Below are 25,529 nucleotides of genomic sequence, written 5' to 3' on the forward strand. Positions count from 1 at the left end.
TGCGCCCGCCTCCTGCCTTTGCTAGAAAAGGACCGACTTTCATGAACTTCCACGATTATTTTGCCGACGCGACCCGGCCTGTCGAAGCATGCATCGTCGGCACCGGCGGGTTCGGCCGAAGTTTCCTGGCGCAGGCGCAGCGTGTTTCCCTGATGAATGCGCGCATCGCGGTGGATATCGACAGCGCCACGGCCTGGACCGCCCTGAAATCCGTGGGGGTGGAGACTATAGCCGAGTGTCACAGCCAGGAAGAGGCGAGCCGCGCCTGGGCGGAGGGTTGCTCCATCGCCGCCGGCGCGCTCCAGCATGTCGTCCATCTGCCGTTCGATGTGCTGGTCGAGGCGACCGGCCATCCCGAAGCGGGCGCCCGCCATGCCGAACTCGCGATCGAAGCCGGCAAACATGTTGCGCTGGTCTCGAAGGAGGTCGACAGCGTCATCGGTCCCGGTCTCGCCTTGCTCGCCGCCGGCAAGGGAAAGGTGGTTACGCCGGTCGATGGGGACCAGCCGAGCCTGCTGATCGGCCTCGTCACCTGGGCGGAAATTCTCGGCTTCGAGATCGTCTGCGCCGGCAAGTCGAGCGAATATGATTTCGTCTTCAATCCCACGACCGAAACGTTGACGAGCAACGGCGTCACCATCGATGCCGCCGGCTTTGCCCGTCATCTCGATCCTGGCGAGGGTGACATTGCCGAACTCGTCGCGGCACGGGCGAAGGCGGCGGCGAAACTGCCGCAACGCGCGGTTCCCGATCTCTGCGAACTCGCCGTCGCGGCCCATTCCATCGATCTCGTCCCCGACCGGCCGGAGCTTCATTGTCCCCTCGCCCGTATATCGGAGGTGCCAAGCTTGTTTTCGACGCGGGAGGATGGTGGGCTTCTCCAAGGCGGGCGGCGGATGGATGTCTTTCACTGCCTGCGCCTTCCCGGCGAAATCAGCTTTGCCGGCGGCGTTTTCGTCGTGATCCGCTGCCGGGATGCGGCAAGCTGGGAACTTCTCGCCGGGAAAGGGCATATCGTCAGCCGCAACGGCGCGACGGCCATGGTCTATCTGCCCCGTCATCTTCTGGGTCTGGAGGCTGCCACCAGCGTGCTCGAAGCGGGGCTCAAGGGGCTCTCCTGCGGCTCCCGGCATCCCCGGCCGCGCTTCGATCTCGTTGCCATTGCCGATGCCGATCTTGGCGCCGGGACATTACTGACGGCCACCGGGCATCATCACGCGATCGAGAACGTCTCGTCGGCGCTCATTCCGGGAGCACCGCTCGAAGCGGAGCGGCCGGCGCCGTTCTACCTCATCGCCAACCGACGGCTGGTCCGCCCGGTGAAAGCCGGCAGCGCGATCCGTCTCGGTGATATCGCCGCAGAGGATTCGCGCCTTCTCGACTTACGCCGGCGGCAGGATGCGCTCTTCTTCGGGAACGCATATGACGCCGAGCATGAGTTGGGAGAGAAGCGTCGCGGACAGCCATCAGACGCGCCCGGCTGTTTGGAGCATGGCAGACCGCAGGAGGAGAAACCCTCGATATAAACAGCGTCGCCCTTATCGAAAATCGCCCGATGACGCCGTTTGACTATATCAAAATGTCTGATATGGATCAAATCAAAGATTTGAGGGCGACGCTATGAGCAACCGGTTCCTGATGATAACTCCGGACAGCGGAAAGGAGGTCTTGAAATGCCTTTCCGCCCCGGCGCGCTTGTCGATACTGGAACTGCTGCATAGCCGCGGCCCCCTGAACGTCAACGAAATCGCGGAAATCCTCGACCTGCCGCAATCGACCACCTCCACCCATCTCAACCTGCTCGAAGAGGTCGGCCTCATCCGGACGGAGGCGCAGAAGGCGCGCAAGGGCAGTCAGAAAATCTGCCACGCCATACATGATGAGATCGTGCTGTCCTTTGCCAGCCCGGCCAAGACCGCCGACGAGGCGATCGAGGTCGCCATGCCCGTCGGCCTTTACAGCGGTTACGATGTCGCCGCGCCCTGCGGAATGTGCTCGCAGGATGGCATCATCGGCTATCTCGACAATCCGGATACGTTCCTCACCCCTGACCGGATGAAAGCCGGATTGCTATGGTTTACAAGGGGTTATGTCGACTATCAGTTCCCCAACAACGCCAGGATCAAGGGATCGAACGTCAAGGAACTGGAACTGATCCTGGAACTCTCGTCGGAGGTTCCCGGCACCTCCGACAACTGGCCGTCCGACATCACGCTGTCGATCAATAGCAAAGCCATCGCCACCTGGACTTCCCCCGGCGACTTCGGCGACCGACGCGGAAAATATACCCCGGACTGGTGGAAGCTTCGCGGTAGCCAATACGGCGTCCTGAAATGCTTCCGCGTGACATCCAGTGGCACATTCATCGACGGCGTGCGTGTTTCCGACACAAGCCTCGATGACCTCGACCTCCTCGGCCATCGCTCGATCCGCCTGCGTATCGAAGTGCCTGAAACCGCAGAGCATCCGGGCGGCATCAATATTTTCGGGCGGGGCTTTGGAAACTACGATCAGGATATCGTCCTGCGGCTGAAAACCTGATGCATCGCCGCCACTTGATCGGCAAGACCGGTTGACGCCCGTGCAATCGCGTGTATCTTATCCTCAATAATGATATATATCTGATTTTCAGATATAATGGGAGGAAAGCATGCGGGCAGCCGGAACCGTCCACAGCGGCTACATCATCAGCACTATCGATCCACGCCTTTACGGTTCATTCATCGAGCATCTGGGCCGCGCCGTCTACACCGGCATCTACGAACCCGATCATCCGACCGCGGACAGCAATGGCATGCGCCAGGACGTCATCGATCTCGTCCGTGAACTCGACGTGCCGATCGTGCGCTATCCCGGCGGCAATTTCGTTTCGGCCTATGATTGGGAGGACGGAGTCGGCCCGCGCGATCAGCGCCCTGTCCGCCTCGACCTCGCCTGGCACAGTTCGGAGTCCAACCAGGTCGGCATCCACGAATTTGCCGACTGGGCCGAAGCCGCCGGTACGCAGATGATGCTTGCGGTCAATCTGGGTTCGCGCGGGCTCGATGCGGCGCGCGCCTTCCTCGAATATGTCAACCATCCGGGCGGCAGCTATTGGTCTGACCTGCGCCGCAAGAATGGCCGCGAGGCGCCGTGGGGCGTCAAGATGTGGTGCCTGGGCAACGAGATGGACGGTCCGTGGCAGATCGGCCAGAAGACGGCGGACGAATATGGCCGCATCGCGTTTGAGACCGCAAAGGCCATGCGGGCCTTCGACAAGTCGATCGAGCTCGTCGTCTGCGGATCGTCATCGCCCAAGATGGCGACCTATCCGGCGTGGGAAGCCACGGTGCTCGACTACACCTATGATTCCGTCGATTACATCAGCCTGCACATGTATTTCGACAATCACGCCGATAACACAGCCGATTATCTGGCGCAGAACGCCCGCCTCGACGATTATATCGGCACCATCGCCGGGGTGATTGCCTATACCAAGGCGAAGAAGCGCTCGAAGAAGGACGTCTATATCAGCTTCGATGAATGGAACGTCTGGTATCACTCCCGCGAGGCGGACAGGCAAGTGCTGGAGGGCAATGACGGATGGCCTCATGCGCCGGCGCTGCTGGAGGATATCTACAATTTCGAGGACGTGCTGCAGGTGGGCCTCATCCTCAACACCTTCATCCGCCGCTGCGATGTGGTGAAGGTCGGCTGCCTGGCGCAACTCGTCAACGTCATCGCTCCCATCATGACCGTTCCGGGCGGTCCGGCATGGCGGCAGACGACATTCTTCCCCTATCTCTTCGCCTCGCAATACGGGCGCGGAAAGGCATTCCAGATTTCGCTCGACTGCCCGAGCTATTCCACCGATTTTGCCGAGAATGTGCCCTATCTCGATGTCTCGGCCGTCGAGAGCGAAGCGGACGGCGCCCTGACCTTCTTCATCGTCAATCGCCATCAGGAAAAGGCGATCGAATTCGACCTTGCCCTGCAGGGTTTCGGCGAGCGCAGCGTAATCATGGACAAGGTGATCGAGGGGCACGGGCTTCGCGACGTCAACGGGCCGGGGCAAGAAGCGATAGCGCCGCGTGACGGAGCGGGCGCGAAAGTCTCGAACGGCGGGCTCGCCATGACCGTCGCACCGCTAAGTTACCGAATGATCCGGCTCGGCGCGTAAGTCAGGACGGACGGCAGGGGAGGAAAACCATGTCGGCATCGATCGAAATCGCCAATGTCACCAAGAGGTACGGCACGCTTTCCGTGCTGGACGACATCTCGCTTTCCATCAAGCCGGGCGAGTTCGTCGTCTTTCTCGGCCCATCCGGGTGCGGCAAGTCAACGCTGCTGCGGATGATCGCCGGCCTCGAGGACGTGACCCAAGGTACGATTGCGGTGGGCGATCAGCGGATCGACACGCTTCCTCCGGGAAAACGCGGCGTCGCCATGGTCTTCCAATCCTATGCGCTCTATCCGCACATGACGGTCGCCCAGAACATGTCCTTCGGCCTTGAAAACATCAAGGTGCCGAAGAAGGAGATCGTACGACGTGTCCGCTTCGCCGCCGAGACACTGGAAATCGCCCATCTGCTCGACCGCAAGCCTCAAAAACTGTCGGGCGGCCAGCGGCAGCGCGTGGCGATCGGCCGTGCCATCGTCAAGGAGCCGAAGGCCTTTCTCTTCGACGAGCCGCTGTCGAACCTTGACGCAGCCTTGCGGGGGCGCACCCGTCTGGAGCTTGCCCAATTGCACACCCGCCTCGGCAGCACCATGATCTTCGTCACCCACGATCAGGTCGAGGCCATGACGCTCGCCGACCGGATCGTCGTCATGCACAACCGCAAGATCGAGCAGATCGGCACGCCGATAGCGATCTACCGCCGGCCGGCAACACGCTTCGTCGCCGGCTTCGTCGGCTCTCCGGCGATGAACTTCATCCCGGTCCGAAACATCTCACAAAATGGCAACGGCGCATCGATCGATACCGCCGGCCTTGGAACACTTGACGCGGCCTTCCGCCTGCCTGCCGCTTTCTCCTCTGAGGGCGCCACGCTCGGCATTCGCGCCGAAGACATATCCGTGCTTCCGGCAGGCCAGCCCGGCATTCCGCTCATCGTCGAAGTGGTCGAACGGCTGGGCGATCGCACGCTGGTCTATGGCCGTCTTTCCGATGGCACGCGGTTGACAGCCGAAGCCGACGGCCGCAGCGAAGCCAGCGCCAGCGACCGGCTCGAGATCGCGCTCGACACATCGGCAATTCATTTATTCGGCGCCGACGGCGTGGCCCACCATGCGGATGGGGGCTGACATGGCCGAAAGTTACCGCCGCAGCCATTGGGGCCATGGCCTCTTCGTCCTACCTTATCTCACGGTTTTCGCCGCGCTCCTCGTCTTCCCGCTTTTCTGGAGCGTGTGGCTGAGCCTTCACAAGGTGGATCTGTTCGGGTCGGGGCGGTTCGTTGGTCTTACCAATTACGCCAGGGTTCTGGCCGATCCGGTCTTCCTGCAGGCGCTCCGCAATACCGTCGTGTTCGTCGCGCTCAGTGTTCCCACCCTTGTAGCGCTCGGCCTCTTTTGCGCCCTTGCCTTGAACAGGACGACGCGCGCCACTTCGTTCCTGCGCGGGCTTTTCTTTTCCTCATCCGTGTTGTCGGTCGCCACCGTCACGCTGATCTGGCGTTTTGTCTTCATCCCGGGCGACGGCCTGATACCGATGATCTTCGGGCAACTCGGCCTGCAGCCGATCAATTTCCTGTCGACTGCCGGCTGGTCGCTCTTGTCTATCGGCGTGGCAACGGTCTGGTGGTGCCTCGGCCTGCCGATGATGCTCTTCCTGGCAGCGCTGCAGCAGATCCCGGCTGATCTCTACGAGGCAGCCGCGCTCGACAATGCAAGCCGCTGGCGCATGCTGACCCGGATCACCCTGCCGTCGATCGCACGGACGGTCATGCTGGTGACGATTATCCAGATCGTCATGCAGTTCCAGCTTTTCGGCCAGGCGCAGCTCATGACCAATGGCGGCCCAAGCGGCACGTCGCGCCCGCTCGTCATGTATATCTACGAGGTGGGTTTCGTGCGCTGGGATGTCGGCAAGGGGGCGGCGGCTTCAGAACTGCTCTTCCTCATCATCCTTTGCGCGGCCATGGTGCAGTACATCGTCTCGAACAGGAAAGCGGAGGGGTAGGGAATGAGCCGGGACATGACCTACAAGCCGGATAACTCAGGCGGCAGCCGGTCGCTTCTATGGATGGCTGCGCTTCTGTCGATCGTGATGATGGCGCCCGTCGCCTGGCTCGTCGGCCTGTCGATCAAGAACAACCAGGAACTCATGCTGGGGACGGAATCGGTCTTCCGACTGCCCTATACGCTCGTCAACTATATCAACATCCTGCACTCCTCGCAGGCCTTCGGCTGGTTCTTCAACAGCATGGTGGTCGCCGTCGGCCAGACTCTGGGCGTGCTCGTCCTGTCATCGCTGGCAGGCTATGCCTTCGCGCGGCTCGAATTTCCATTTCGGCGGACGATCTTCGTCATCGTCCTTTTCGGGCTCGCCGTGCCGGAACAGGCCGTCATCATCGCCCGCCATCAGATGTTCAACTGGTTCGGCCTCCACAACACCCATCTCGGCCTGATGCTGCCGGGCATGTCGTCCGCCTTCGGCGTCTTCCTGATGACGCAGTTCTTCAAGGCGATTCCCAAGGAGATCGACGAGGCGGCGCTTCTCGACAACGCCTCGCAGTTCCGCATCTTCTGGAAAATCATGCTGCCGCTGACCCTGCCGGCGCAGGCCACGCTCGGCATCTTCACCTTCCTGCAGGCCTGGAACGATTTTTGGTGGCCGCTGATCTCGGCCACGAAGAAGGAAATGTTCACGCTCACCATCGGCATCGCCTCGTCGCAAATCAACTTTGCGCAAAGCGAGGGACTCGGCTTCCTGAGCGCGCAGGCGGTGTTCGCCAGCCTGCCGGTGCTGATCGTCTACATCATCTTCCAGCGCCATATCGTCACCGCGGTTTCCGGCGGCGCTGTGAAATGACCTCTGTTTTCGGTCGGGAGGAGCTTGGCCGGGCAGGTTTTAGACCAAGGGGCGAGAGCCCACAAAAGGGAGGTAATAGCATGAGAAATTTTCTTCTGAGTACCGCAGCAATCGTCGCATTGAGTTGGGCCGGCGCCGCTGAAGCCAAGACGACCATTGACCTCCAGCGCTTCTTTGGCGCCTGTGAGGCCGACTATGGCAAGGTCACCGATGTTTCCGCCGCCGTCGGCGAATGCGGCATCATCACCTCGTTGATCAACAAGTTCGAGGCCGACAATCCCGATATCGACGTCAATGTGACCACCGTGGAATGGCCGGGCTACGATCAGCTGAACGCCCAGCTAGCCTCCCGCGCCGCGCCCGACGTGGTGTCGATGCATTATTCCGCGATCTCCGATTATCAGGCGCGCGGCCTGATCGATCCCGTCGATGAGATACTGAAATCGCAGGGCATCGCGCCTGCCGATTTCACCGACGCGGCGCGTGATGGAGTCACCAAGGAAGGGCAGATGTTCGGCCTGCCCTTCGACAACTGGACCATGCTTTTCCACGTCAATCTCAATCTGATGAAGCAGGCCGACCTCGTCAACGCCGACGGCACGCCTGTCTTGCCCACGTCGATCGACGAGTTCTTCGCCCAGGGCAAGCAGTTCAAGGAAAAGACCGGCAAGCCCTATCTCGTGCAGATCCTCGCCAATGAGACGGCGGTTTACGCCCGTATACTCTACACATTCCTGCAGCAGCAGAACTCCGACTTCTTCGCCGATCCGACCAAGATTAAGCTGACCACGCCGGAAGCCAGGGCGGTCGTGGAGTTCATGAAGCGGATCAACGACGAAGGGCTTACGACGCTCGGCCTCGACTATGCGGCGGCCGTTTCCGCCTTTGCCGGCGGCGCCGGCGGCATTGCCGTCAACGGCACATGGCTGATCGGCGATTATGTCGCGCAGTCGCAAAAGAGCGACACCGCACTGGCGGGCGGCTATACTGTCTATCCCGTCCCACAACTTTTCCCCGCGCGCGACAGCACCTATGCCGACGGCCATAGCTGGGTCCTGCCGCACAAGGACCGCACGCCGGAGCAGACCGCCGCCATCGGCAAGCTCTTCAAGTTCCTTGCCGACAATGATTTCCAGTGGGCCCGTACCGGTCATCTGCCGGCAGTCAAGGCGGTTTTCGACACGCCGGAGTTCAAGGCGCTGCCTTTCCGCGACAATATCGCGAAAATCGCCGAAACCGGCCGGTCACTGCCCGGGGCCGTTCAGCGCCAGTTCGCCATCCAGGAGATCCTCAGCGAAGAACTCGGCGCAGCCATAAACGGCGACAAATCGGTCGATGACGCCCTGAGCACCGCCGAAAGCCGCATAAACGATCTGCTCGCCAACATCTGACGTTTCCGGGAGGCGCCGCTTCGCGCGTCGATACCGGCGCGCGGAGTACCAGCAACTGGCCTCTTCCTCAGCGGCGGCGGAAGACTGGCCGCCGTTTTTCCTTAAATGCCGCCCTGCCCTCGGCAGCATCGGCCGTAGCAAAACAGATGGTCTGAAGATCGCGCTCGTATTCGATCGCCTTTTCGAGCGGCATCGAAACGGCCGCCTTGAGATTGAGCTTGGCCGTCTCCGCGGCGATCGGTGCGCGCGCAGCGATTGTTTCGGCGATGGCACGCGCACGAGCAAGCAATTCACGCTGTGGCGCCACCTCGCTTACCAGACCCCAGGAAAGAGCCTTCTCAGCCGAAATCGGATCACCGGTCATCAGCATCAGCGCTGCATTGGACGCGCCGATCGAATGCGAGAGATGTGCCGCCATGCCGCCGCCGCCGATCCAGCCAAGCTTGATCTCAGGTGCGGCGAACTGGGCGTTTTCCGAAGCCAGTCGGATATCGCAGGACATCGCCGTTTCCAGCCCGCCACCGAAGGCATAACCGTTGACGGCGCAGATGCTGGGTTTCAGAAGTGCGCGAAATGCATCGCAATAATCCGGCCGGTTGCGGAACTGCCATGGGGTTTCATAAGCATCGAGCTCCCGAATGTCGGAGCCGGCACAGAAGGCGCGTTCGCCCGCACCCGTCAGGATGACGCAGCGTATCGTATCGTTGTCGTTGCATGTCTTGACGGCGGCAACGATGGCATCCGCCATCTCCGGCGTCACGGCATTGAGCTTCTGCGGCCGGTTCAGCGTGATGACCGCGATCGCACCATCAACCTCAAACAGAATATCGTCAGTCATCCCTGGCTCCTATCGTTCGCTGCCGGCGATGCGATGTTCGCTATAAAGTTCTTGGAGGGCAGACAGCGTGTCTTTCGCTTTGGCACGTGCTCCAAAGGCTTGTCGCAGCAGCGCGGAAGCCTTGCTCTGAAAGGCGATATATCCGTCGTGCCGGGGCCTGACATAGGCCGCCTCCAGCGTATCGGCGGTAGCGCGGTAGAACCCGTTCCAGCGGGTGTTCACACTGGAATCGCGCCAGGCTTCGCGACGCGACGGCTGCCCATCATGAGCGGGAATGAACCCGATCTGCGCCTCGGCACTCATCAGCCACAGCAGATGATCCCTTAGCGCCGGGCTCATCTCGCATCGCGTCGAAATTCCGATACCAGTGCCGCCGAGCGTGGAACCCGGACGCCCACCCGCAACAGCGCGGGGTGCATTGTGGAAGGCGATAGCACGCCCTGCCGACGGCGCGGCATAATTCACATAGCCGTATATGAGCGGGCAAAGGATAATGTCATCGTTTTGCGCCATATGTTCGAGAATGCCGATGGGATTCTTGTCGCGAACCGAAACCGGACTGCGCGCCGCAAGATCGAGCATGAGTTCATAGACTTTTTCACCCGTTCTTCCAGAGACGAGCAAGTCCGGATCTGCTTTCGCGGGCGGCTCGCCGAAAGCAGCTGCTATGGACAGGAAGGAAAGAATGGCATGCGGCCCGGCAAGCGACAACGCCACCTTGCCCGTCTCCTTCGACAGCGCTGCAACCGCATCCCATGTCATGGGCACCGGTGAAGCCAGGAGATCGGCACGCAAAGCCATGACCTGCGTCGCCGCATCGAGTGGCAGTGCCCAGTGCGCACCGCCGAAGCGGTAGCTGGCAAGCGAAGGCCCGATACTGTCGGCTTGGAGCTTCGCAATCCTTTCCTCGCCGAAAACCTCTTCGAGAGGCTGAAGGCACCCCGACTTCACCGCTTTGCCAATGTGCGGATGATCGAGCACCACCAGATCATAGCGCGCACAGAGATCGGCGATCGGGTGGCTTTCGAAACCTTCGAGCGGCTGCTTGTCCCACTCGATGGCGATGCCCGCTTCGGCCGGGGCGGGAAGCCTGGCGGCCGCCGCCAGCGCATTATATCCGCGCGGATGATCCCAGGTCAGGGCCTTGTAGCGCTTCATGATGAGGGCGTCTCGATGGCGATCGCGCCGGAATTTGCCAATGCCTCGATGCTCTCGGCATCATATCCCGCCTCCTCCAGCACTTCACGCGTATGCTGGCCAGCCAGCGGCGCGCCCCGACCGACTGTCGATGGCGTCTTCGAAAATCTGATCGGAAAGCCCGGCGTCTTCACACGGCCTTCCGTTGGATGATCATACTCGACGAAAGTGCCATTGTGCTTGATCTGCTCGTCCTCGACCAGATCGGCATAGCCATAGACCGGCCCGCACCAGATGTCGGCAGCGCGCAACAATGCAAGCCATTCTTCTGATGTCCTGGTCTTCAGCTTCTCACGCGTCTTGGCAAAGATTTCGTCACGCCGCGTCCAGGTGTCGACATCGTCGACCATGGTCAAAAAGCTCTCCTCGCCAATCACTTCACCGAGCGTTTTCAGCTTCGGGAAGGCGATGATGATGAAGCCGTCGCTGGTGGCGAAGGCGCCATAAGGCGCGCGGATATAGACATGGGCATGCGGTTCGGCCGAGCGCGTCTGCGGCTTGCCGCCGACGGTAAAGACCGACAGTTCCTGCATCTGGATGGTGGTGATAGCATCCAGCATATTTACCTGGACCAATTGCCCCTCGCCCGTCCGCTCCCGGTGCAGCAGGGCTGCCAGTGCTCCCTCGAAAGCGTTGTAAGCGGTGACCGCATCGACCAGATATTGACCGGCAGCCGTCGGCGGCTCGCCGTCACGCCCCGCCGAGAGCATGGCGCCGGACATACCTTGCAGGACAAGATCCTGCCCCGGGCGATGAACATAGGGACCGTCTTCGCCATAGCCCGAGATGGACACATAGATCAGTCGCGGATTGATCGCGGAAAGCGTCTCGTAATCGACGCCCAGCCTTTTTGCGACGCCGGGGCGATAGTTCTGCAGAAACACGTCGGCAGATTTCACGAGGTCGATGAGCACGTCCTTACCGCCGGGCGATTTCAGGTCGACAGCCAGGGACCGCTTGTTGCGGTTGAGCGAGAGGAAAGACACATTGACCTTATTGCCCTCGGCACCGCCGGCGGCCACATGGCGCTGCCATTCGCCGGTGACCGGTTCCACCTTCACCACATCGGCGCCGAGGTCGCCCAGCCTCTGGGCTGCGAACGGGCCCGCCATGGCGATCGAACAATCCAGCACGCGATAGCCCGACAATATTCCCATTGTGCTTGTTCCTTCCGCAGACAGGTCTTTTACTCGGCCCGGACAGTACGCAAAGTTTTTCGTTTGTCTAGAGTGAGCGCTAACATTTTTATCCGATTTTTGGCATTCCTCGCCTTTCGCCCATTGACAATCCCCGACGTTAGCGCTCACTTTTCTTCTTGACCCATTTCCCGGAAATGAATAACAAATTTATGGGTAAAGGCGGCGGGAGGCCGCCGTGGAGGAGGAAATAACATGTCCCAATTTTGTTCGGGCGTCAGCTTGAAGGCGCTGGCTGTTGCGTTGCTGGCCTTGTCGGCGGCAACGGCGCAGGCGCAGGATCGCGCTGAAATCATCGGCGCCCTGCCGGAAAACCTTCAGCTACTCTATACGGATGCCATCGAAGTCGGACCCTCGATGTACGCGGATTTCAAAGCACCGGCCAAGCCCTGGCGCTGGTGCCATTCCGAATCCTATATGGGCAACCCGTGGCGCGTGACCTTCAATGATGAACTCCAGCGTCTGGTCGAAGGTGCGAAGGCGACAGGCGATGTCTCGGAATTTATCGTTTCCGATTCCAACGGAGACGCCACCCAGCAGATATCGCAGATGCGCGCCTTCATCGAACAGGGCTGCTCAGTCATAACCACGATCGCCGGATCGTCCACGGCTCTCAATGCCGTCATCGAAGACGCCTACAAGGCGGGCATCCCCGTCATCACCAGCGCCGGCGCTGTCACTACACCCTATGCTATCAATGTGATGCACAACCAGAACCTCTGGGGCTACCAGATGGGCAAAGGTATCGCTGAAAATCTACCCGATGGCGGAACGATCCTTCAGATTGAAGGCATTTCCGGTCATCCGCTGGTCCAGCAGGAAAATGCCGGTCTCGACAAGGCGGTGGCCGAAGCTGAAAACCTGACAATCGCTCGCAAGGTCAGCGGCGAATGGACTGGTACGACAACGAAATCGGCCGTGCTTCAGGCGCTCGCCACGACCCCGCAACAAATCGACGCCGTCTGGTCGACGGGCAGCGAAGGCCGTTTCATCGCCGAGGCCTTCCAGCAAGCGGGCCGCCCCCTGCCGTTGATCACCGCCTCGATCTCTGGCGATGCGCTGGGTTTCTGGCATGAGAACCAGGACAGTTTCAAATTCTACGGTGGTGAAGTCTCTCCGCATGTCGCGGCACAAAATGCCTTCCGCGTGGCTCTACGCATGATCGAAGGGCAAAAGCCGCTCATCAACACCATTATCGCGCCGATGCCGACGATCACGCAGGCCGATCTGCCTTCCTGGTACAAGGACTGCATGAAGCCGGATTCCGCGGCAATCTTCCCCATCCCGCCGACCGATCCGTTTCCGGAAGAGCTGTTGAACGGCTACTTCTCCAACGGTGCGGCGACGCCACTCTACGATTTCTCCAAGGTGCCGGCTTCGTGCACCAATTGAGTGCGTCCGCACGGGCATGGTCTAAATCCGGCCATGCCCGTGCGGCAACGGTATTGAAAGACACCGCAGATCATGTTCGAGACTGCCAAACCGCAATCCAAACCGAGCAGTCAGCCGTCGCGCATTCACCAAGTGCTGCTGTCCGCGTGTGGCGACGATGTCAGGCAGGCGGCGCCCGTCACATCGCTCGGCATGGAAAACATCGGCAAGCGCTATGGAGAAACAGCCGCGCTTACCACGGTAACTGTGAATTTCCGGCCCGGCATCCACACAATTTTAGGCGAAAACGGATCTGGCAAAAGCACCATGCTGAAGATCCTGTCCGGTGTGGTCGCCCCGTCGGATGGACGGGTGGTTCTCGATGGTCAAACTATCGTCGCCTCCTCACCACGCGACATGCAGAATCGGGGCCTTTCGACAGTCTTCCAGGAGGTGTTGATCGCACCTCATCGCTCGGTCGCCGACAATATTTTCCTCGGCTATGACGGATTTTTCCTAAGGTCACTCGACAAGTCGCGCAGGCGGGCTGCAGCCGAAGGTCTGCTTGCCGTCCTTGGCCGGTTCCCGATTGATCTTGACGCCCCGGCAGGTTCCCTGGCACTCGCTGCACAACAACTTGTGGTCATCGCCCGCGCCTTCATGCGCCTGCCTTCGATTCTTCTGCTCGACGAGGCGACTGCCGCTCTCGATTATGCCGATCGCGATCTCGTATTCGATGCTGTGGAGGATTATGCCCGGGCAGGCAACATCGTGATCTTCATTTCGCATCGCATGGAAGAGGTCAAGCGGCTGTCCGATCACGTCACCGTGCTGCGCAGCGGCCGTATCATTGAGACCATTGAGCGCGACGGCATTACCAGCCAACGGCTGCTCGATCTCATGGCACCGGAGGCACATATCCATGTCGAATGACGGTGTCATGCTACAATATGAAAACCTCAGGCTGGCGCCGGGGCGTAACCCCGTCTCCGGCACGCTGCGTGCCGGCGAGATCACCGGCCTTGCCGGGCTCGAAGGTCACGGGCAGGAGCAGTTCCTGCTGGCACTGGCGGGCTTCAACCGGCCCCGAGACAGCATGGTTCGCATCAATACCGCAGGTGGAAATTTCGTGGGCTACTCCAGTCATCATTCCGCCGCCCGCCATGGTGTTGTGTACCTGCCGCGCGACCGGCGCTCGACCGGCATCTTCCCGGTTCTTTCCGTCCTCGACAATTTCGGCATCCCCTCCATGCCCCGTTTTTCCTTCGCCGGTATTCTCGATCGCAAAAAGCAGAAGGAAAAGCTTGCCGCCTACACGGAATTTCTCTCGATCCGCTATCCCTCGATGGGAGCTCCCATTTCGTCGCTGAGCGGTGGCAATCAGCAAAAGATACTGCTTGCAAGGCTGCTTGCCCTCGAGCCGAGGGTGATGCTGCTCAACGATCCCACCCGCGGTGTCGATCTCAACACCCGGCTGAAATTCTACGACGCTTTCCGGCAGCTTGCCCGCGAAAAGGGCATCGCTCTGGTCATTTTGTCGAGCGAAATCGAGGAGATCCTGCAAATCTGCGATACCGTATCGATCTTTCGTGATTTCGAGCGCACCGAGGTGATCGAAAAGAAGGCCATGACCATGAGCCGTGTCATCGCCGCCATGTTCGGTCAAAAGGAGGTGGCCTTATGACCACGAAATCGGTTCGCCCTGGAGGGCTCGCCCGCTTTTTCATCGAACGGCGGAATACGCGGCTTGCAGCCCTGCTTTTCTTTATCCTGCTGGCGGCCAATATCTGGCTCAACCCTGCACGATTCATGCCTCATAACTGGGGCTCCGTTCTTGGGCTGGCCGCTCCCCTGCTTCTCGCCTCTCTCGCCATGACGATCCCCTTTCTGGCAGGACGCGGCTCCATCGACGTGTCGGTCGGCCCGCTCATGGGCTTGATCAACGTGATCATCGTCAAGGGGCTGATCATGGCGGCGGGAGTGACCTCTCCCCTGATCATCGTGCCGGCGGCACTGTTGATCGGCCTGGCTTCCGGCGCGCTGAATGGCTTTCTGGCAGCAATTCTGCGAATCCAGCCGATCGTCGCTACACTGGGAACCTATCTGATCTATGCCGGCCTGGCGCTTACGGTGCTCCCTTCTCCATCCGGCTCCGTTCCGGCCTGGCTGGCAGCACTCGCAGGGCCCTGGTCCATTCTGCCGGTCGGCCTTGCCGTGCTCCTATGGCTCTTGGTCAAGCGACTGCCCTATTACGATCTTCTGATGGCGACCGGCAGCGACGATCGCGCAGCCTACACATCAGGTGTCGATGTGCCGGCCGTACGATTTGTCGCGTATCTGCTCGCAGGGGTCTTCGCCAGTCTTGCCGCGCTTTCGCTGACGGCGCTGATCGGCTCCGGCGATCCCAATATCGGTCCGGGCTACACGCTTATCGCAATCGCTGCCGTTGCCTTGGGCGGGGTGGGCCTTGCCGGCGGTGTCGGTGGCATGACGGCGGCTTTTCTGGGCGCCGCCGACATCTTCCTTCTCCAGAGCATGCTGACAGCCTTCAATGTCTCGACATTCGTGCTGCAAATGGCCTATGGCGCGGTTCTCGTCCTGGCGGTCTGCCTGAATTCGGAAAAACTGAAACACCTATTCAAAGCTCGAGCGGTGCCGCGATGAACACGGTTCTTACGCACCTGGCAGGCAATCGCGCGCTGATCGCATATGCCGGGGTAATATTGGTCTTTGTGGTCGGGGCTACACTGATACCCGGCTTTTCAAGCGTCTTCTCGATCCGGGCTATGCTGATCCTTGCCTCGCTCCTGGCGATCGCCGCGCTCGGGCAGACCCTGGTCATGATCCTGGGCGGCATAGACCTGTCCATTCCTTTTGTCATCGGCTTTGCCAATGTCGTCTTTGCCAGTCTTTACGGCGGTGGCATGCCGGTCTGGTTGGTGTTGGCGATCGTTCTCGTTGGCGCGGCACTGATTGGCGCCTTCTCGGGCGCGATCTCTGCTGCACTGGCGATCCATCCACTCATCGTGACGCTGGGTGTGGGCACTGTGGTCCAGGCGCTCGTGCAGATCTGGACGCGCGGCCTGCCGACGGGATCCGCCCCACCCTTCATCAACGAATTCGTTTCACTCGGCGGCTCTGTCGGTCCGCTGCCTTTTCCCTGGCTGATACCGTTTACCCTCATCTTGACGATAGCCACGATCTTCGTCCTGCGCAGGACCATCTATGGCCGCAAACTCTACGCGCTCGGTTCCAATCCGAAGGCTGCGGAACTCGCCCTTGTCCGGCCCGTCGTCATGTGGGCCATGACATTTGCGATCAGCGCCATCTTTGCGGCGCTTGCCGGCATCTTTCTCCTGGGCTTCACCGGCTCATCCAGTGCCGGCGTCGGCACGCCCTATCTCTTCCAGACCGTTTCAGCCGTCGTTATTGGCGGCACCGCGCTTATCGGCGGACGCGGGGGATTCGTCGGAACAATCGCGGGCGCCATCGTGCTGATCGAACTCAGAACCGTACTGATCGGCATCGGGCTTTCCGAAGCCATGGTTCAATCAGCGCTCGGCGTCCTTATCCTGCTTCTCGTTGCGGCCTATGGGCGCGACCAGCATATTCGTAACCTGATCTGAGGAGCCCGGTGATGAACGAGCGTCTTGCCAGAACCATAGCCGCGATCAAGGCGTCAGGGGCCGACTGGGGCCTCTTCACCAGTCCGGACGGCGTCGCCTATTCGACGGGACATATCGTTTCGATCGAAGCGGGTCCATCGCCATTTGCTGGAGGGCCGAGCCTTGCGATCATCGGCACCGACGGGCAATGCGGCCTGGTTGTCACCAATCTGGAGGGGGGTACGCCGAGCTGGGCGGATCGGATCGTCACCTATGAAGGCTTTTCCTATAAGGATCCGACAGACGTCTTTGCCAATTATCGGACGGCCGCAGCCGAAATGGCCAAAGAACTCGGTATCGGCGGCGTGATCGCAATCGACGAGCAGAGTTTTCCCTTGTCGCTCCTGCCGCTCGTCGAGCGCTTTTCGCGCGTCTCTGTCGAACCTGCCTTCAAGCGTGAACGGGCGATCAAGTCCAAAACCGAGATCGTGCTGTTGCGGGAAGCTGCGCTGACGGCTTCGGCGGGGCAGCGCGCCTTTCTCCAGGCTGCGCGCGCAGGTCGCAGTGAACTGGAGATTTTCGCCGATGTCCGGCTGGCGATGGAAAGCCGTATCGGCGAACGCCTTCCAGTGACGGGCGATCTGATTTCGGGCAAGGAGCGCACGTCGGCTTTCATGGGCTGGCCGGGCAACCGCCGGATCGCCACGGGCGATCCGCTGATCTGCGACCTCGCCCCCCGCGTCCAGGGTTATTGGGGCGACAGTTGTGCCTCGGCCATGATCGGCACTCCCTCGCCCGGTTTCCTCAAGCTCTATTCGGCGGCCAAATCCGCGCTGAAACTGGCGATCGAAACGGTGAGGCCCGGTGTCGTCATCGGCGCGCTCGACCGCAGCCTGCAGGATCATATCCACCGTCACGGCTATTCATATGCACATCATTCGGGTCATTCAATCGGCACCGGTGTTCACGAATGGCCGCGCCTCGTCGCCTATGAGCGCGAGACGCTGAAAAAAGACATGGTCATCATGGTGGAGCCGACGGCGCTTGATCCCGATATCGGTGGCGTGCGACTCGAATTCATGCTGCATGTGACGGATGACGGCTGTGAAATTCTGACAGATTTCGCGCATCAGCCCGGGATCTAGCCGCTTTGCCGGATCATCAGTCGGAAGCCGACATCGATACGCTTTTGTGATGGCGCTTGGCCCTTCATGCCTTCTAATAGAAGTCTGCCCGCTTCGCGGCCGATCCTCGCCGACGGCACCGCGACCGTGGTCAAAGGCGGGTTGAGATGACGTGCAAACTCGAAATCACCGAAACCGGTGATGGCAAGCTTTTCCGGTACGGGCAGCTTGCGTCGCACGGCTTCGAGCAATGCGCCGGAGGCGATGATATCGCTGGAAAACATGATGGCATCCGCATCCAGGTGCTCGGCACGGACACGGGAAAGCAGCTCAATGCCGGATTCCATCGCCAGCGGCAAATCGTGCGCGATGCACAGGCGCGGCTTTTCGCCGGGAAAAAGCTCCGCCATCGCCGCGACGAACCCATCTCGACGCTCCGCCGCACGACTGTCGCCCTGGCGCAGCACGCCGGCGAAAACGATCCGCCGGCGGCCCGACCGGGCGAGATGCCGGGCCATGTCCGCAATTGCCTCGCTGTTGGAGAAGCCGACCAGCCCGTCGATCGGCCGTGCCGTCATATCCCAACCCTCCACAATTGGAATCTGGGCACGACGCAAGAGTGTGATGCTATTTCTCGTATGCTGGGTTCCGATGATGAAAAGCCCATCCGGACGCCGTCCGAGCAGGCTGCGGATCACCGCCTCCTCGCGATTGGATTGGTAATCCGTATTGCCGAGAAAGATCTGATAACCCTCGGCATTTAGTACGTCGGAGAAATGCTGGATCGTCTCCGCGAAGACCGAGGCGGAGAGGGTCGGAATGACAGCCGCGACCGTATTGCTTTTCGCCGATGCCAGATGGCTCGCCGCCAGATTGTGCACGTAATGCGTCTTCTCGATCGCCTCCTCGATGAGCCTGCGCGTCTCAGGCGTGACGGTGTCCGGAAAGCGCAAGGCGCGCGAGACTGTCTGCATCGACACGCCGGCGGCGGCGGCAACGTCCGCCATGGTTACGCCGGATCCCTTTCGGCGCGCCTTTCGAGGAGAGGCAGGCGTATCCGTCACAGCCGGAACGGTCTCACGCAGACGGGGTTGCCGATTTCGATGCGCCGTCCGGTGTCCCTCAAGGTTCCGGTCTCCTGATCCCGGGTGAAAATGACGATGCAATCTTCGTTCTGATTGGCCACCAACATCAGGCGTCCGTCCGGGCTGATGGCGAAATTGCGCGGCGTCTTGCCTCCCGATGGCGTATGGCCGTGGGGATCGAGCCGGCCCGTTTCCTGATCGACCGCGAAGCCGGCTATGCTGTCGTGCCCGCGATTGGAGCAATATAAAAAACGCCCGTCGGGGGAAAGATGGATATCGGCACCATGGGTCTCGGTGTCTCGCGGTGCCGTAGGCAGCGTCTGGGTAAGCGCCAGAGCGTCGCCATTTCGCTCGATCAGCGAAACCGTGGAATCCAGTTCATTCGCGATATAGACGAACCGGCCATTGGCATGCTGGGCGATATGGCGTGGTCCTGCACCATCGGCAAGCTTCACCGATGAGATGCGTTGCGGCACGCCTTCGGGCGTCAGCCTGTAGAGAATGGCTTCGTCAAGCCCCAGGTCCGCAACGAGAAAGGCTCCGCCTTGCGGCGTTTCGACGACGCAATGGGCATGGCTGCGTTCCTGCCTGTCCGCTACATGGCCGGCCGCACCCGGATGTGCGGCACTCCCGCATGGGGAACCCAGCCGGCCGTCTGCCAGGATCGGCAGCACTATCAGCGATTGATCGGGCCCGCCCGACCCCATGGCATAGTTCGCGACCAGCAGAAAACACCCATCCCTGGAAATCGTGTTATGGGCGGAAATGCTGCCGAGCGTCGGCTGTTTGTTGAGATAGACGATCTCGCCATTCTCAAAGCGATAGGCGCTGACCGTCCCCTCGTGCCAGCCGAACACCTCGGAATTGGCATAGATGGTTGCCGTCCGGGGATCGACACTGAGGAAAGTCGGATTGTCGATCGAACCTGTCGAGGCGAGCCGCTTCACCTCGAAAGTTTCCTCATCAAGGGAATATATGGTCAGGCCCTCACCACGCGCGCCCTGAAAATAGGGCGCCTCTCGGTTCAGCGATCCGACTGCCAGAAACAAACGCCCGTTCACACGATTCCTCCCCTAAACGCTTCCGTCCAATGAGGTGCTTGCATCGACGCCGTTAGTCAAGAAAAGATGCGCTGCGGCGTTGTCAGTGCATCACCCAGCCTCCGTCGACATTCAGCGTCTGGCCGGTGATAAAGCCTGCCGCATCCGAGGCGAGGAACATCAGCGCATTCGAGATATCGCTCGCCGCGCCGCGCCTTTTGACGGCCTGGTGATCGAGCACGAAGCGGGTATAGCCTTCCGGATCTGGATGGATTTTTTCGGCATCGGTCGGAAAAGCGCCCGGCGAAATAGCGTTTACGGTGATGCCGTACGCACCGAATTCCCGCGCCCATGCACGGGTCAGTCCGATCAGCGCCCCCTTGGACTGGACATAGGGCGACAGGTTCGCCCAGCCGCCATAGGCCGTGACACTGGCGATATTGACGATGCGGCCCCAGCCTTCCTTTCGCATATGCGGCAAGGCCACCTGCACGCAGACGATGCCGGCATCGACATTGACGCGCTGCACCGCCTGCATCTCTTCAATCGAATATTCCTCGAAAGGTTTCGACGGATAGATGGCGGCATTGTTGATGACGATATCGAATCCGCCCGTCTCAGCAGAGACCTCTTCGAGGCGCCGTCGCAATGTGGCCAGATCCGAGAGATCGATGGCCCGGATCGTCAGCCCTTGCAGTCCCTCTTGCTCCACCTTCCCGCTCAAATCGGCGATCTTGGCAGGATTGTTGTCGACCGCCACCACCTTTGCGCCGGCCCGAAGGAAATTCAGCGTCGTTTCCATGCCTAGGCCACCGGCCGCGCCGGTATAGAGAATGGTCTTGTCGGCGACCAATATCATTGGCGATACCCCTTTGGCTTTCATGCACTTGGCCCGCGAAGCGGCAGATGATTGCCGGACGGTTGCGGATAATCGTCCTGCGGCTGGGCGGCAATGGCGCGGATCCGGCTCTCGCTTGCGGTGATGGCGGCGTCGTCGGGGAGGATGCGCATCGTCGTGTCGTAGCGTCGCTCCTCGCCATGCTCGAGACAGATCAATTCGCCCCGCTCGCGCGCCGCGCCATGCCCCAAGACATGATTGGTGGAGGGCTCGAGCCCAAGCGCATATTGCCCGGCCTGGAAATTCTGCCATTCATACATGCAGGGAAACTGATCCTTGCGGGTCACGACTTCGAAACCGATGCCCAGCCTGTCGTTGACCAGCGCCACGGGTACCTCACCATTCCTGTCGGCAGCCATTTCATGCTGCCAGACCTGCTCATGGAACCGCATCTGCGGCGGCGGCATGGTGCGGTAGCCCGTGTCCTGTTTTTTGTAGCTATCGCCCGCATGCGCCGCCCAGACCACATCGCTGATCGGCGCGAGGTAACGGGCGCCGTCCGCGAGAACCGGATATCCGACATTGATGTGGTAGCAGTACATATGCGGCGTGCGATAGAAGCCGCGGTTCACCACCCTGTCGTGCAGCCGGATTTCGTTGGCGCCGGCCTTCGCCGCCTCGTCGCGAAGCGCAATTGCTTCGTCAAGCGTCAAAGCCAGCGGTTTCTGCGCAAGGATCGCCTTGATGTGCGGCTGTCGCAATGCTGCGCGGATCAGGTCCGGCTGCTGATCGGGTGGAAAGGCTATATCGAGAATCTCGACATTTTGATCGGCAATGAGTTGGTTGGACGTTTCGTGCACTGCCGGAATGCGCCAGCGTTCAGCAACCGCCTTTGCCTTCGAGAACGTTCGCGACGCAATCGCGACGACCGGGAAACCTGCTTCCCGGTAGGCCGCCAGATGGCATTCGGACATGATCATTCCCGCGCCGATGCAGCCGATCTTGTAATCCTTCACCCGAACGGGCGGATCGGGCGTGAAGCCGCTCGCGTCTGACATGGTATCCTCCCTGGCATGCTTATGTCGTGGCCGAAGAACCTCCCCTCCGACGAGCAGGATATTGATCCGCAGAATGATGTGAGTCAACATCAAAATAGATCATTTTACATCATCATAAAGGTTCTTCAGCGCGAAGCCAGGAGCGGAATGATCGCAAACTCTTCAAAAATCTTGTGTTTTGCCGTTGAAAGTGCCGCTCTCGCTTAGAAACGGCTTGATTTATTCCTCCGTGAAAGACATCATTTTACATCATCTGGAGAATGCGCTTGCGTTTCACACTGACTGACATCGCCCGGGAGGCCGGGGTATCGAGCGCCACGGTGGATCGTGTCCTCAATCATCGCAGCGGCGTAAAGGAAAGGACGCGGGAGATCGTCCTCGATACGGCCCGGCGGCTCGGCTATCTCGGCGATGCAGCGACAGGCGCCACGGCGGCCCCAATCAGGTTGGACTTCGTGCTGCCTGCCGGAACGAATGCCTTCATAGCCAGCCTGCGAGCCCAGATCGAACGGCAGGCCGCCGCCCAAAAGCAGCTCGACGTGCGGGTCCACTCCATCGACGGCTTCAACCCCGACCGGCTGGCGCGCACGCTTGGCGATCTGCAGGGCAACACCCAGGGCGTCGGCGTGATTGCCCTCGATCATCCGACCGTACGCGAAGCGATGCGGGCGCTCGCCGGCTCCGGCGTAGCGGTGGTGACCCTCGTATCCGACATTCTGCATGTGCCGCGGATTTCTTATATCGGCATCGACAATCGCGCAGCCGGGCGTCTCGGCGGCTATCTCCTGGGAAGGCTGATCGGCGACGGCGAAAAGCGAAAGGTTGCTCTTTTTGCCGGCTCCCTCTCCTATCGCGGCCATGAAGAGCGCGAGATGGGCTTCCGCCATGTGCTCATGGAGGAATTTCCGCAATTGGAGATCGTTGAACTGCGGGAAATCCATGATGACCGCGACAAGGCTTACGTAGAAACGCGCAAGCTGATGGAGCGGCATCCGGATCTGGCCGGCATCTATAATATCGGCGCCGGCAATCAGGGCATCGGGCGAGCCCTCCTCGAAATCGGCAAGAGCCGGTCCGTCATCTTGGTCGGACATGAGTTGACCGATGGCAGCAAGGCGCTGCTGCTCGACCGCACGATGGATGCGGTCATCGACCAGAATCCGCGGATAGAGGCGCGCGAGGCATTATCGATATTGACGCGAACCATCCGCGGCGAACCCGTCGATTATCATCCGCCGCGCCTGCAGGTCATATTCCGGGAGAACATTCCGGAGATATGAACGTACCGGCTGCAACCGGCATCGGCATAACGGCACTTAAATAGCGTTCATAACGTCAATTCCGCCGCGCTCGTCGTCTTTCTCTTATGTCCGGTAAGCTTGCCTTATCGGACATGGATTGCTAAGCTTCGAAACATGCCGCCGGATGATCCTTCCCGCCCTGGAGACATCTCCACTCTGCGCCCGCCAGCAACGCGGGACCAATCCACATCGATCGATGCCGATCTGCCCGATATTATCGCCACCGTAATGACGATGGGCCAGATTGCCGAACCGGAAAAAGGCGGCCCGGTGATGGGGCAAAGCAGCCGTGAGGCCACCCACGCAACCAACACCCGCGCCGCCTATATCCGCGATTGGCGCCATTATGCCGCCTGGTGCCGGCGCCGCGGGCTCGAACCGCTGCCGCCGAATCCCGAGCAGATCGGCCTTTATCTCGTGGCTCAGGCCACGCCAGGCAAAGATGACGATGCGCAAGCGCTGTCAGCCGCCACCATCGAACGCCGGCTGTCGGGGCTCGCCTGGAATTTCGCGCAACGCGGCTTCAGCTTCGATCGCAGCGATAGCCACCTTGTCAATGCCATCGCCGACATCCGCCGCCATGCCCGCCCGCCGGCGGCCAAAGAGTCGGTGGGGACGGAGGAGCTTCATGCCATGCTCGGCACCCTTGGCCATGATCTCAGGGGCCTGCGTGACCGCGCCATCCTGCTGGTCGGCTTCGCCGGCGGCCTGCGCCGCTCCGAGATCACCGGCCTCGACATTCGCCAGGGCGACAGCGATGACGGCACAGGCTGGATCGACATTCAGGACAAGACTGTGCTTGTGACGATTGATGGAACCACCGGTGGCGTGATCGAAATAGGTCGCAGCTCTTCCGAACGCTCCTGCCCGGTCGCGACGCTGGAGAACTGGATGCGCTTTTCGAGGATTTCCCGTGGGCCGCTATTCCGCCGCATCCTGCGCGATGGCAAGACTGTCGGCTCCGAACGGCTCAACGACCGTCACATCGCCCGCCTGGTCAAACAAACCGCCCTTGCCGCCGGCATTCGCGGCGACCTTTCCGAAGATGCACGGGCGGCCAGATTCGCCGGCCAGTCGCTGCGCGGCCGTGGCCGCCGGCTTGGCTTGACCAAGGCAAGCGGCCTGTAGCGGGAAAAAGACAGCCAATCCATGCGAAGAATCTGGTCGACAGTGAAGCTGCCGGCATGGTGAACGCGCCCGATGGCAATCGCGGGCGAACCATCAACGGCGACCTTACCTCGCGTGGAAAGTGTCTTCACAGACGCGCGTGACAGCTGCAGGCAGCTTCACCGAAATCTATTCCCCGTCTGTAGTACCGCTTTCATCCGTAGGCGCCGGAGCGTCTTTTGCGGTTTTGGTTGCGATCTTTTGTGCCTTCTTCGCAGCCTTGATGCGGTCGCGTTCCTTGCGTTCCTGATCGTAATTCGGTGCTCGTGCCATACAGACCTCTCTTTTGTTTCCGACAGGAATACGGAGATCGGACGCAAAATACAATGGTTAGCAGGCGCCGGAAATGACCTGCCGGTCACGATAATATTTCTTGAGATATTTGCCGCTGCAAAGAAATTCCCTAGCGTGCCTATTATTCGGTTGCCAAAAAGCATCGGTTGGCTGTGGTCCCAGGCGTCAGATCATGCCGTCATTGGCGCGGAGCACCTGACCGTCGATCCATCCGCCGTCCGGACTTGCTCCAATACCGCGCGATGCACCGCTCACGATCGCGACCTTGTCGTTATTCACAGTGCTGTTCATGGCCTTCTCCTTCGCTTCCGCCAACCATCGGCGGAATGTTTAGAAATAGGCCTGCACAAATGCGCAGCAAGCAGTTCTCGCCGCGTCTGCGTGTTTTCATCGAGTGGATGGGCGTCTGTTCGCATGAACACCCGGCTCATCCTATCGTGATTGTGCGATGCGGCTTTTTCCGCGGCCATTCCTGCGCAGTTTGCGGGCGTAAACCACGCACCCATCGACCATGCTTGAGCACAGGGCATCCAGGCTGGTGGGCGTGTTGTTATCGCCTGAAAACGCGATTTCCGCGACACGCCCACCAACAATGCGGACCTGTGTGCTGCAAGAGCCGCGCGTCGCTACATTTACGCCCCCGCCAATTCCGGGAACCGAGCCGAAACCGATCGTTGGTACGGAGATGTTGAGGCTATCCCGTGATATGTTCATATCCCGATAGGTCCATATTTTTCCCGCATCTCCAGCATCCGCGATCGCCGTCGGAAAGCCGGCGCACATCCGCATCTGGGCCTCAGTGAGGCCGACAAGCTCTTTTCGCGCCGCCGCCACGGTGGGATCCTCCTTGACGGTCGTAGACGTATCGCTGGGGATTGCACATGACGACATCATCAAGACACCGGCTGATGCAATCGCAAGCTTGAGAAGCCGCTTGAGACGATGCTCCATGACAATCCCTGTATACCGTTGGAGATGCCGAGGCAACCGACTGCCCCGCCTGGGAATA

General features: G+C 60.5%; 25 protein-coding genes. 15 read left to right on the forward strand and 10 right to left on the reverse strand.

Annotated features, from left to right (window positions below):
* Positions 1 to 41 precede the first annotated feature (41 nt).
* The 7 genes from C5748_RS04890 (at position 42) to C5748_RS04920 (ending at position 8,406) form a co-directional block, all read left to right on the forward strand.
* Positions 42 to 1,526, forward strand: coding sequence for an NAD(P)H-dependent oxidoreductase (locus tag C5748_RS04890; RefSeq protein WP_245428803.1), 1,485 nt, complete (start codon positions 42 to 44; stop codon positions 1,524 to 1,526).
* A gap of 94 nt (positions 1,527 to 1,620) precedes the next feature.
* Positions 1,621 to 2,541 (forward strand): ArsR/SmtB family transcription factor, encoded by a 921-nt coding sequence (locus tag C5748_RS04895; protein ID WP_105740819.1) that lies wholly within the window; start codon positions 1,621 to 1,623, stop codon positions 2,539 to 2,541.
* Between the two features lie 109 nt (positions 2,542 to 2,650).
* Complete coding sequence (gene arfA / locus C5748_RS04900; protein ID WP_105740820.1) at positions 2,651 to 4,159, forward strand: arabinosylfuranosidase ArfA; 1,509 nt, start codon at positions 2,651 to 2,653, stop codon at positions 4,157 to 4,159.
* Between the two features lie 29 nt (positions 4,160 to 4,188).
* Positions 4,189 to 5,286 (forward strand): ABC transporter ATP-binding protein, encoded by a 1,098-nt coding sequence (locus C5748_RS04905; protein WP_105740821.1) that lies wholly within the window; start codon positions 4,189 to 4,191, stop codon positions 5,284 to 5,286.
* 1 nt (position 5,287) lies between these two features.
* On the forward strand, positions 5,288 to 6,163 hold the full coding sequence (locus C5748_RS04910; protein ID WP_105740822.1) for a carbohydrate ABC transporter permease: 876 nt from the start codon (positions 5,288 to 5,290) through the stop codon (positions 6,161 to 6,163).
* Positions 6,164 to 6,166: 3 nt separating this feature from the next.
* Complete coding sequence (locus C5748_RS04915) at positions 6,167 to 7,015, forward strand: carbohydrate ABC transporter permease (RefSeq protein ID WP_105740823.1); 849 nt, start codon at positions 6,167 to 6,169, stop codon at positions 7,013 to 7,015.
* Between the two features lie 80 nt (positions 7,016 to 7,095).
* Positions 7,096 to 8,406, forward strand: coding sequence for an extracellular solute-binding protein (locus C5748_RS04920; RefSeq protein ID WP_105740824.1), 1,311 nt, complete (start codon positions 7,096 to 7,098; stop codon positions 8,404 to 8,406).
* Between the two features lie 67 nt (positions 8,407 to 8,473).
* Here the strand turns inward: C5748_RS04920 and C5748_RS04925 are convergent, their stop codons facing one another.
* Genes C5748_RS04925 through C5748_RS04935 form a run of 3 tightly spaced genes read right to left on the reverse strand, consistent with a single transcriptional unit; the run spans position 8,474 to position 11,598 of the window.
* Complete coding sequence (locus tag C5748_RS04925; RefSeq protein ID WP_105740825.1) at positions 8,474 to 9,244, reverse strand: enoyl-CoA hydratase/isomerase family protein; 771 nt, start codon at positions 9,242 to 9,244, stop codon at positions 8,474 to 8,476.
* 9 nt (positions 9,245 to 9,253) lie between these two features.
* Positions 9,254 to 10,402 carry an ABC transporter substrate-binding protein gene (locus tag C5748_RS04930; RefSeq protein ID WP_105740826.1) on the reverse strand — a complete coding sequence of 383 codons (1,149 nt, stop codon included), beginning with the start codon at positions 10,400 to 10,402 and terminating at the stop codon, positions 9,254 to 9,256.
* Complete coding sequence (locus C5748_RS04935) at positions 10,399 to 11,598, reverse strand: CaiB/BaiF CoA transferase family protein (protein WP_105740827.1); 1,200 nt, start codon at positions 11,596 to 11,598, stop codon at positions 10,399 to 10,401. Before C5748_RS04935 ends, C5748_RS04930 begins: the two co-directional genes overlap by 4 nt.
* Positions 11,599 to 11,832: 234 nt before the next feature.
* Between C5748_RS04935 and C5748_RS04940 the strand changes: the two genes are divergently transcribed.
* From C5748_RS04940 to C5748_RS04965, 6 genes are all read left to right on the forward strand, one after another.
* Positions 11,833 to 13,029 carry a substrate-binding domain-containing protein gene (locus C5748_RS04940; RefSeq protein WP_105740828.1) on the forward strand — a complete coding sequence of 399 codons (1,197 nt, stop codon included), beginning with the start codon at positions 11,833 to 11,835 and terminating at the stop codon, positions 13,027 to 13,029.
* A 72-nt stretch (positions 13,030 to 13,101) separates the two neighbouring features.
* Entirely contained in the window at positions 13,102 to 13,941 is an 840-nt protein-coding gene (locus C5748_RS04945; RefSeq protein ID WP_105740829.1) for an ATP-binding cassette domain-containing protein, read from the forward strand.
* Positions 13,931 to 14,692: an ATP-binding cassette domain-containing protein gene (locus C5748_RS04950; RefSeq protein ID WP_105740830.1), complete on the forward strand. Its 762-nt coding sequence runs from the start codon at positions 13,931 to 13,933 to the stop codon at positions 14,690 to 14,692. Before C5748_RS04945 ends, C5748_RS04950 begins: the two co-directional genes overlap by 11 nt.
* Positions 14,689 to 15,672 carry an ABC transporter permease gene (locus C5748_RS04955; RefSeq protein WP_105740831.1) on the forward strand — a complete coding sequence of 328 codons (984 nt, stop codon included), beginning with the start codon at positions 14,689 to 14,691 and terminating at the stop codon, positions 15,670 to 15,672. Before C5748_RS04950 ends, C5748_RS04955 begins: the two co-directional genes overlap by 4 nt.
* On the forward strand, positions 15,669 to 16,634 hold the full coding sequence (locus tag C5748_RS04960; RefSeq protein WP_105740832.1) for an ABC transporter permease: 966 nt from the start codon (positions 15,669 to 15,671) through the stop codon (positions 16,632 to 16,634). The genes C5748_RS04955 and C5748_RS04960 overlap by 4 nt, the downstream gene beginning before the upstream one ends.
* Before the next feature lie 11 nt (positions 16,635 to 16,645).
* The gene (locus tag C5748_RS04965) at positions 16,646 to 17,758 is read left to right on the forward strand and encodes a M24 family metallopeptidase (protein WP_105740833.1); all 1,113 of its coding nucleotides are present in this window, start codon (positions 16,646 to 16,648) and stop codon (positions 17,756 to 17,758) included.
* Here the strand turns inward: C5748_RS04965 and C5748_RS04970 are convergent.
* From C5748_RS04970 to C5748_RS04985, 4 genes are all read right to left on the reverse strand, one after another.
* The gene (locus tag C5748_RS04970) at positions 17,755 to 18,744 is read right to left on the reverse strand and encodes a LacI family DNA-binding transcriptional regulator (RefSeq protein WP_245428804.1); all 990 of its coding nucleotides are present in this window, start codon (positions 18,742 to 18,744) and stop codon (positions 17,755 to 17,757) included. The genes C5748_RS04965 and C5748_RS04970 overlap by 4 nt on opposite strands.
* A 53-nt stretch (positions 18,745 to 18,797) precedes the next feature.
* A complete protein-coding gene (locus C5748_RS04975; protein WP_105740835.1) occupies positions 18,798 to 19,883 on the reverse strand; it encodes a lactonase family protein in 1,086 nt (361 codons plus the stop codon).
* A gap of 82 nt (positions 19,884 to 19,965) precedes the next feature.
* Positions 19,966 to 20,721, reverse strand: a complete 756-nt coding sequence (locus C5748_RS04980; RefSeq protein WP_245428806.1) for an SDR family NAD(P)-dependent oxidoreductase — start codon at positions 20,719 to 20,721, stop codon at positions 19,966 to 19,968.
* A gap of 20 nt (positions 20,722 to 20,741) precedes the next feature.
* The gene (locus C5748_RS04985) at positions 20,742 to 21,758 is read right to left on the reverse strand and encodes a DUF4432 family protein (protein WP_105740837.1); all 1,017 of its coding nucleotides are present in this window, start codon (positions 21,756 to 21,758) and stop codon (positions 20,742 to 20,744) included.
* Between the two features lie 266 nt (positions 21,759 to 22,024).
* Between C5748_RS04985 and C5748_RS04995 the strand changes: the two genes are divergently transcribed.
* On the forward strand, positions 22,025 to 23,038 hold the full coding sequence (locus C5748_RS04995) for a LacI family DNA-binding transcriptional regulator (RefSeq protein ID WP_105740839.1): 1,014 nt from the start codon (positions 22,025 to 22,027) through the stop codon (positions 23,036 to 23,038).
* A gap of 135 nt (positions 23,039 to 23,173) precedes the next feature.
* Positions 23,174 to 24,187 (forward strand): site-specific integrase, encoded by a 1,014-nt coding sequence (locus C5748_RS05000; protein WP_245428808.1) that lies wholly within the window; start codon positions 23,174 to 23,176, stop codon positions 24,185 to 24,187.
* 168 nt (positions 24,188 to 24,355) lie between these two features.
* Here C5748_RS05000 and C5748_RS28505 read toward each other — a convergent pair whose 3' ends face one another.
* The 3 genes from C5748_RS28505 to C5748_RS05005 form a co-directional block, all read right to left on the reverse strand.
* Positions 24,356 to 24,499 (reverse strand): hypothetical protein, encoded by a 144-nt coding sequence (locus C5748_RS28505; protein ID WP_199194702.1) that lies wholly within the window; start codon positions 24,497 to 24,499, stop codon positions 24,356 to 24,358.
* A 186-nt stretch (positions 24,500 to 24,685) separates the two neighbouring features.
* Complete coding sequence (locus C5748_RS29200; RefSeq protein WP_280953472.1) at positions 24,686 to 24,811, reverse strand: hypothetical protein; 126 nt, start codon at positions 24,809 to 24,811, stop codon at positions 24,686 to 24,688.
* Between the two features lie 141 nt (positions 24,812 to 24,952).
* Positions 24,953 to 25,354, reverse strand: coding sequence for a hypothetical protein (locus C5748_RS05005; protein WP_245428810.1), 402 nt, complete (start codon positions 25,352 to 25,354; stop codon positions 24,953 to 24,955).
* Between the last annotated feature and the right edge of the window lie 175 nt (positions 25,355 to 25,529).

Origin of the sequence: Phyllobacterium phragmitis, from assembly GCF_002980495.1 — a bacterium.
Lineage (GTDB): Bacteria > Pseudomonadota > Alphaproteobacteria > Rhizobiales > Rhizobiaceae > Paramesorhizobium > Paramesorhizobium phragmitis.

Coding starts and splice junctions, on each gene's coding strand:
- C5748_RS04940 (WP_105740828.1), top strand. CDS start 11,833: ATGTCCCAATTTTGTTCGGGCGTCAGCTTGAAGGCGCTGGCTGTTGCG.
- C5748_RS04950 (WP_105740830.1), top strand. CDS start 13,931: ATGTCGAATGACGGTGTCATGCTACAATATGAAAACCTCAGGCTGGCG.
- C5748_RS04920 (WP_105740824.1), top strand. CDS start 7,096: ATGAGAAATTTTCTTCTGAGTACCGCAGCAATCGTCGCATTGAGTTGG.
- C5748_RS04905 (WP_105740821.1), top strand. CDS start 4,189: ATGTCGGCATCGATCGAAATCGCCAATGTCACCAAGAGGTACGGCACG.
- C5748_RS04970 (WP_245428804.1), bottom strand. CDS start 18,744: ATGGCGGACGTTGCCGCCGCCGCCGGCGTGTCGATGCAGACAGTCTCG.
- C5748_RS05000 (WP_245428808.1), top strand. CDS start 23,174: ATGCCGCCGGATGATCCTTCCCGCCCTGGAGACATCTCCACTCTGCGC.
- C5748_RS04890 (WP_245428803.1), top strand. CDS start 42: ATGAACTTCCACGATTATTTTGCCGACGCGACCCGGCCTGTCGAAGCA.
- C5748_RS28505 (WP_199194702.1), bottom strand. CDS start 24,499: ATGGCACGAGCACCGAATTACGATCAGGAACGCAAGGAACGCGACCGC.
- C5748_RS04915 (WP_105740823.1), top strand. CDS start 6,167: ATGAGCCGGGACATGACCTACAAGCCGGATAACTCAGGCGGCAGCCGG.
- C5748_RS04960 (WP_105740832.1), top strand. CDS start 15,669: ATGAACACGGTTCTTACGCACCTGGCAGGCAATCGCGCGCTGATCGCA.
- C5748_RS04895 (WP_105740819.1), top strand. CDS start 1,621: ATGAGCAACCGGTTCCTGATGATAACTCCGGACAGCGGAAAGGAGGTC.
- arfA (WP_105740820.1), top strand. CDS start 2,651: ATGCGGGCAGCCGGAACCGTCCACAGCGGCTACATCATCAGCACTATC.
- C5748_RS04985 (WP_105740837.1), bottom strand. CDS start 21,758: ATGTCAGACGCGAGCGGCTTCACGCCCGATCCGCCCGTTCGGGTGAAG.
- C5748_RS04965 (WP_105740833.1), top strand. CDS start 16,646: ATGAACGAGCGTCTTGCCAGAACCATAGCCGCGATCAAGGCGTCAGGG.
- C5748_RS04955 (WP_105740831.1), top strand. CDS start 14,689: ATGACCACGAAATCGGTTCGCCCTGGAGGGCTCGCCCGCTTTTTCATC.
- C5748_RS04980 (WP_245428806.1), bottom strand. CDS start 20,721: ATGATATTGGTCGCCGACAAGACCATTCTCTATACCGGCGCGGCCGGT.
- C5748_RS04910 (WP_105740822.1), top strand. CDS start 5,288: ATGGCCGAAAGTTACCGCCGCAGCCATTGGGGCCATGGCCTCTTCGTC.
- C5748_RS29200 (WP_280953472.1), bottom strand. CDS start 24,811: ATGAACAGCACTGTGAATAACGACAAGGTCGCGATCGTGAGCGGTGCA.
- C5748_RS04930 (WP_105740826.1), bottom strand. CDS start 10,402: ATGAAGCGCTACAAGGCCCTGACCTGGGATCATCCGCGCGGATATAAT.
- C5748_RS04925 (WP_105740825.1), bottom strand. CDS start 9,244: ATGACTGACGATATTCTGTTTGAGGTTGATGGTGCGATCGCGGTCATC.
- C5748_RS04935 (WP_105740827.1), bottom strand. CDS start 11,598: ATGGGAATATTGTCGGGCTATCGCGTGCTGGATTGTTCGATCGCCATG.
- C5748_RS04945 (WP_105740829.1), top strand. CDS start 13,102: ATGTTCGAGACTGCCAAACCGCAATCCAAACCGAGCAGTCAGCCGTCG.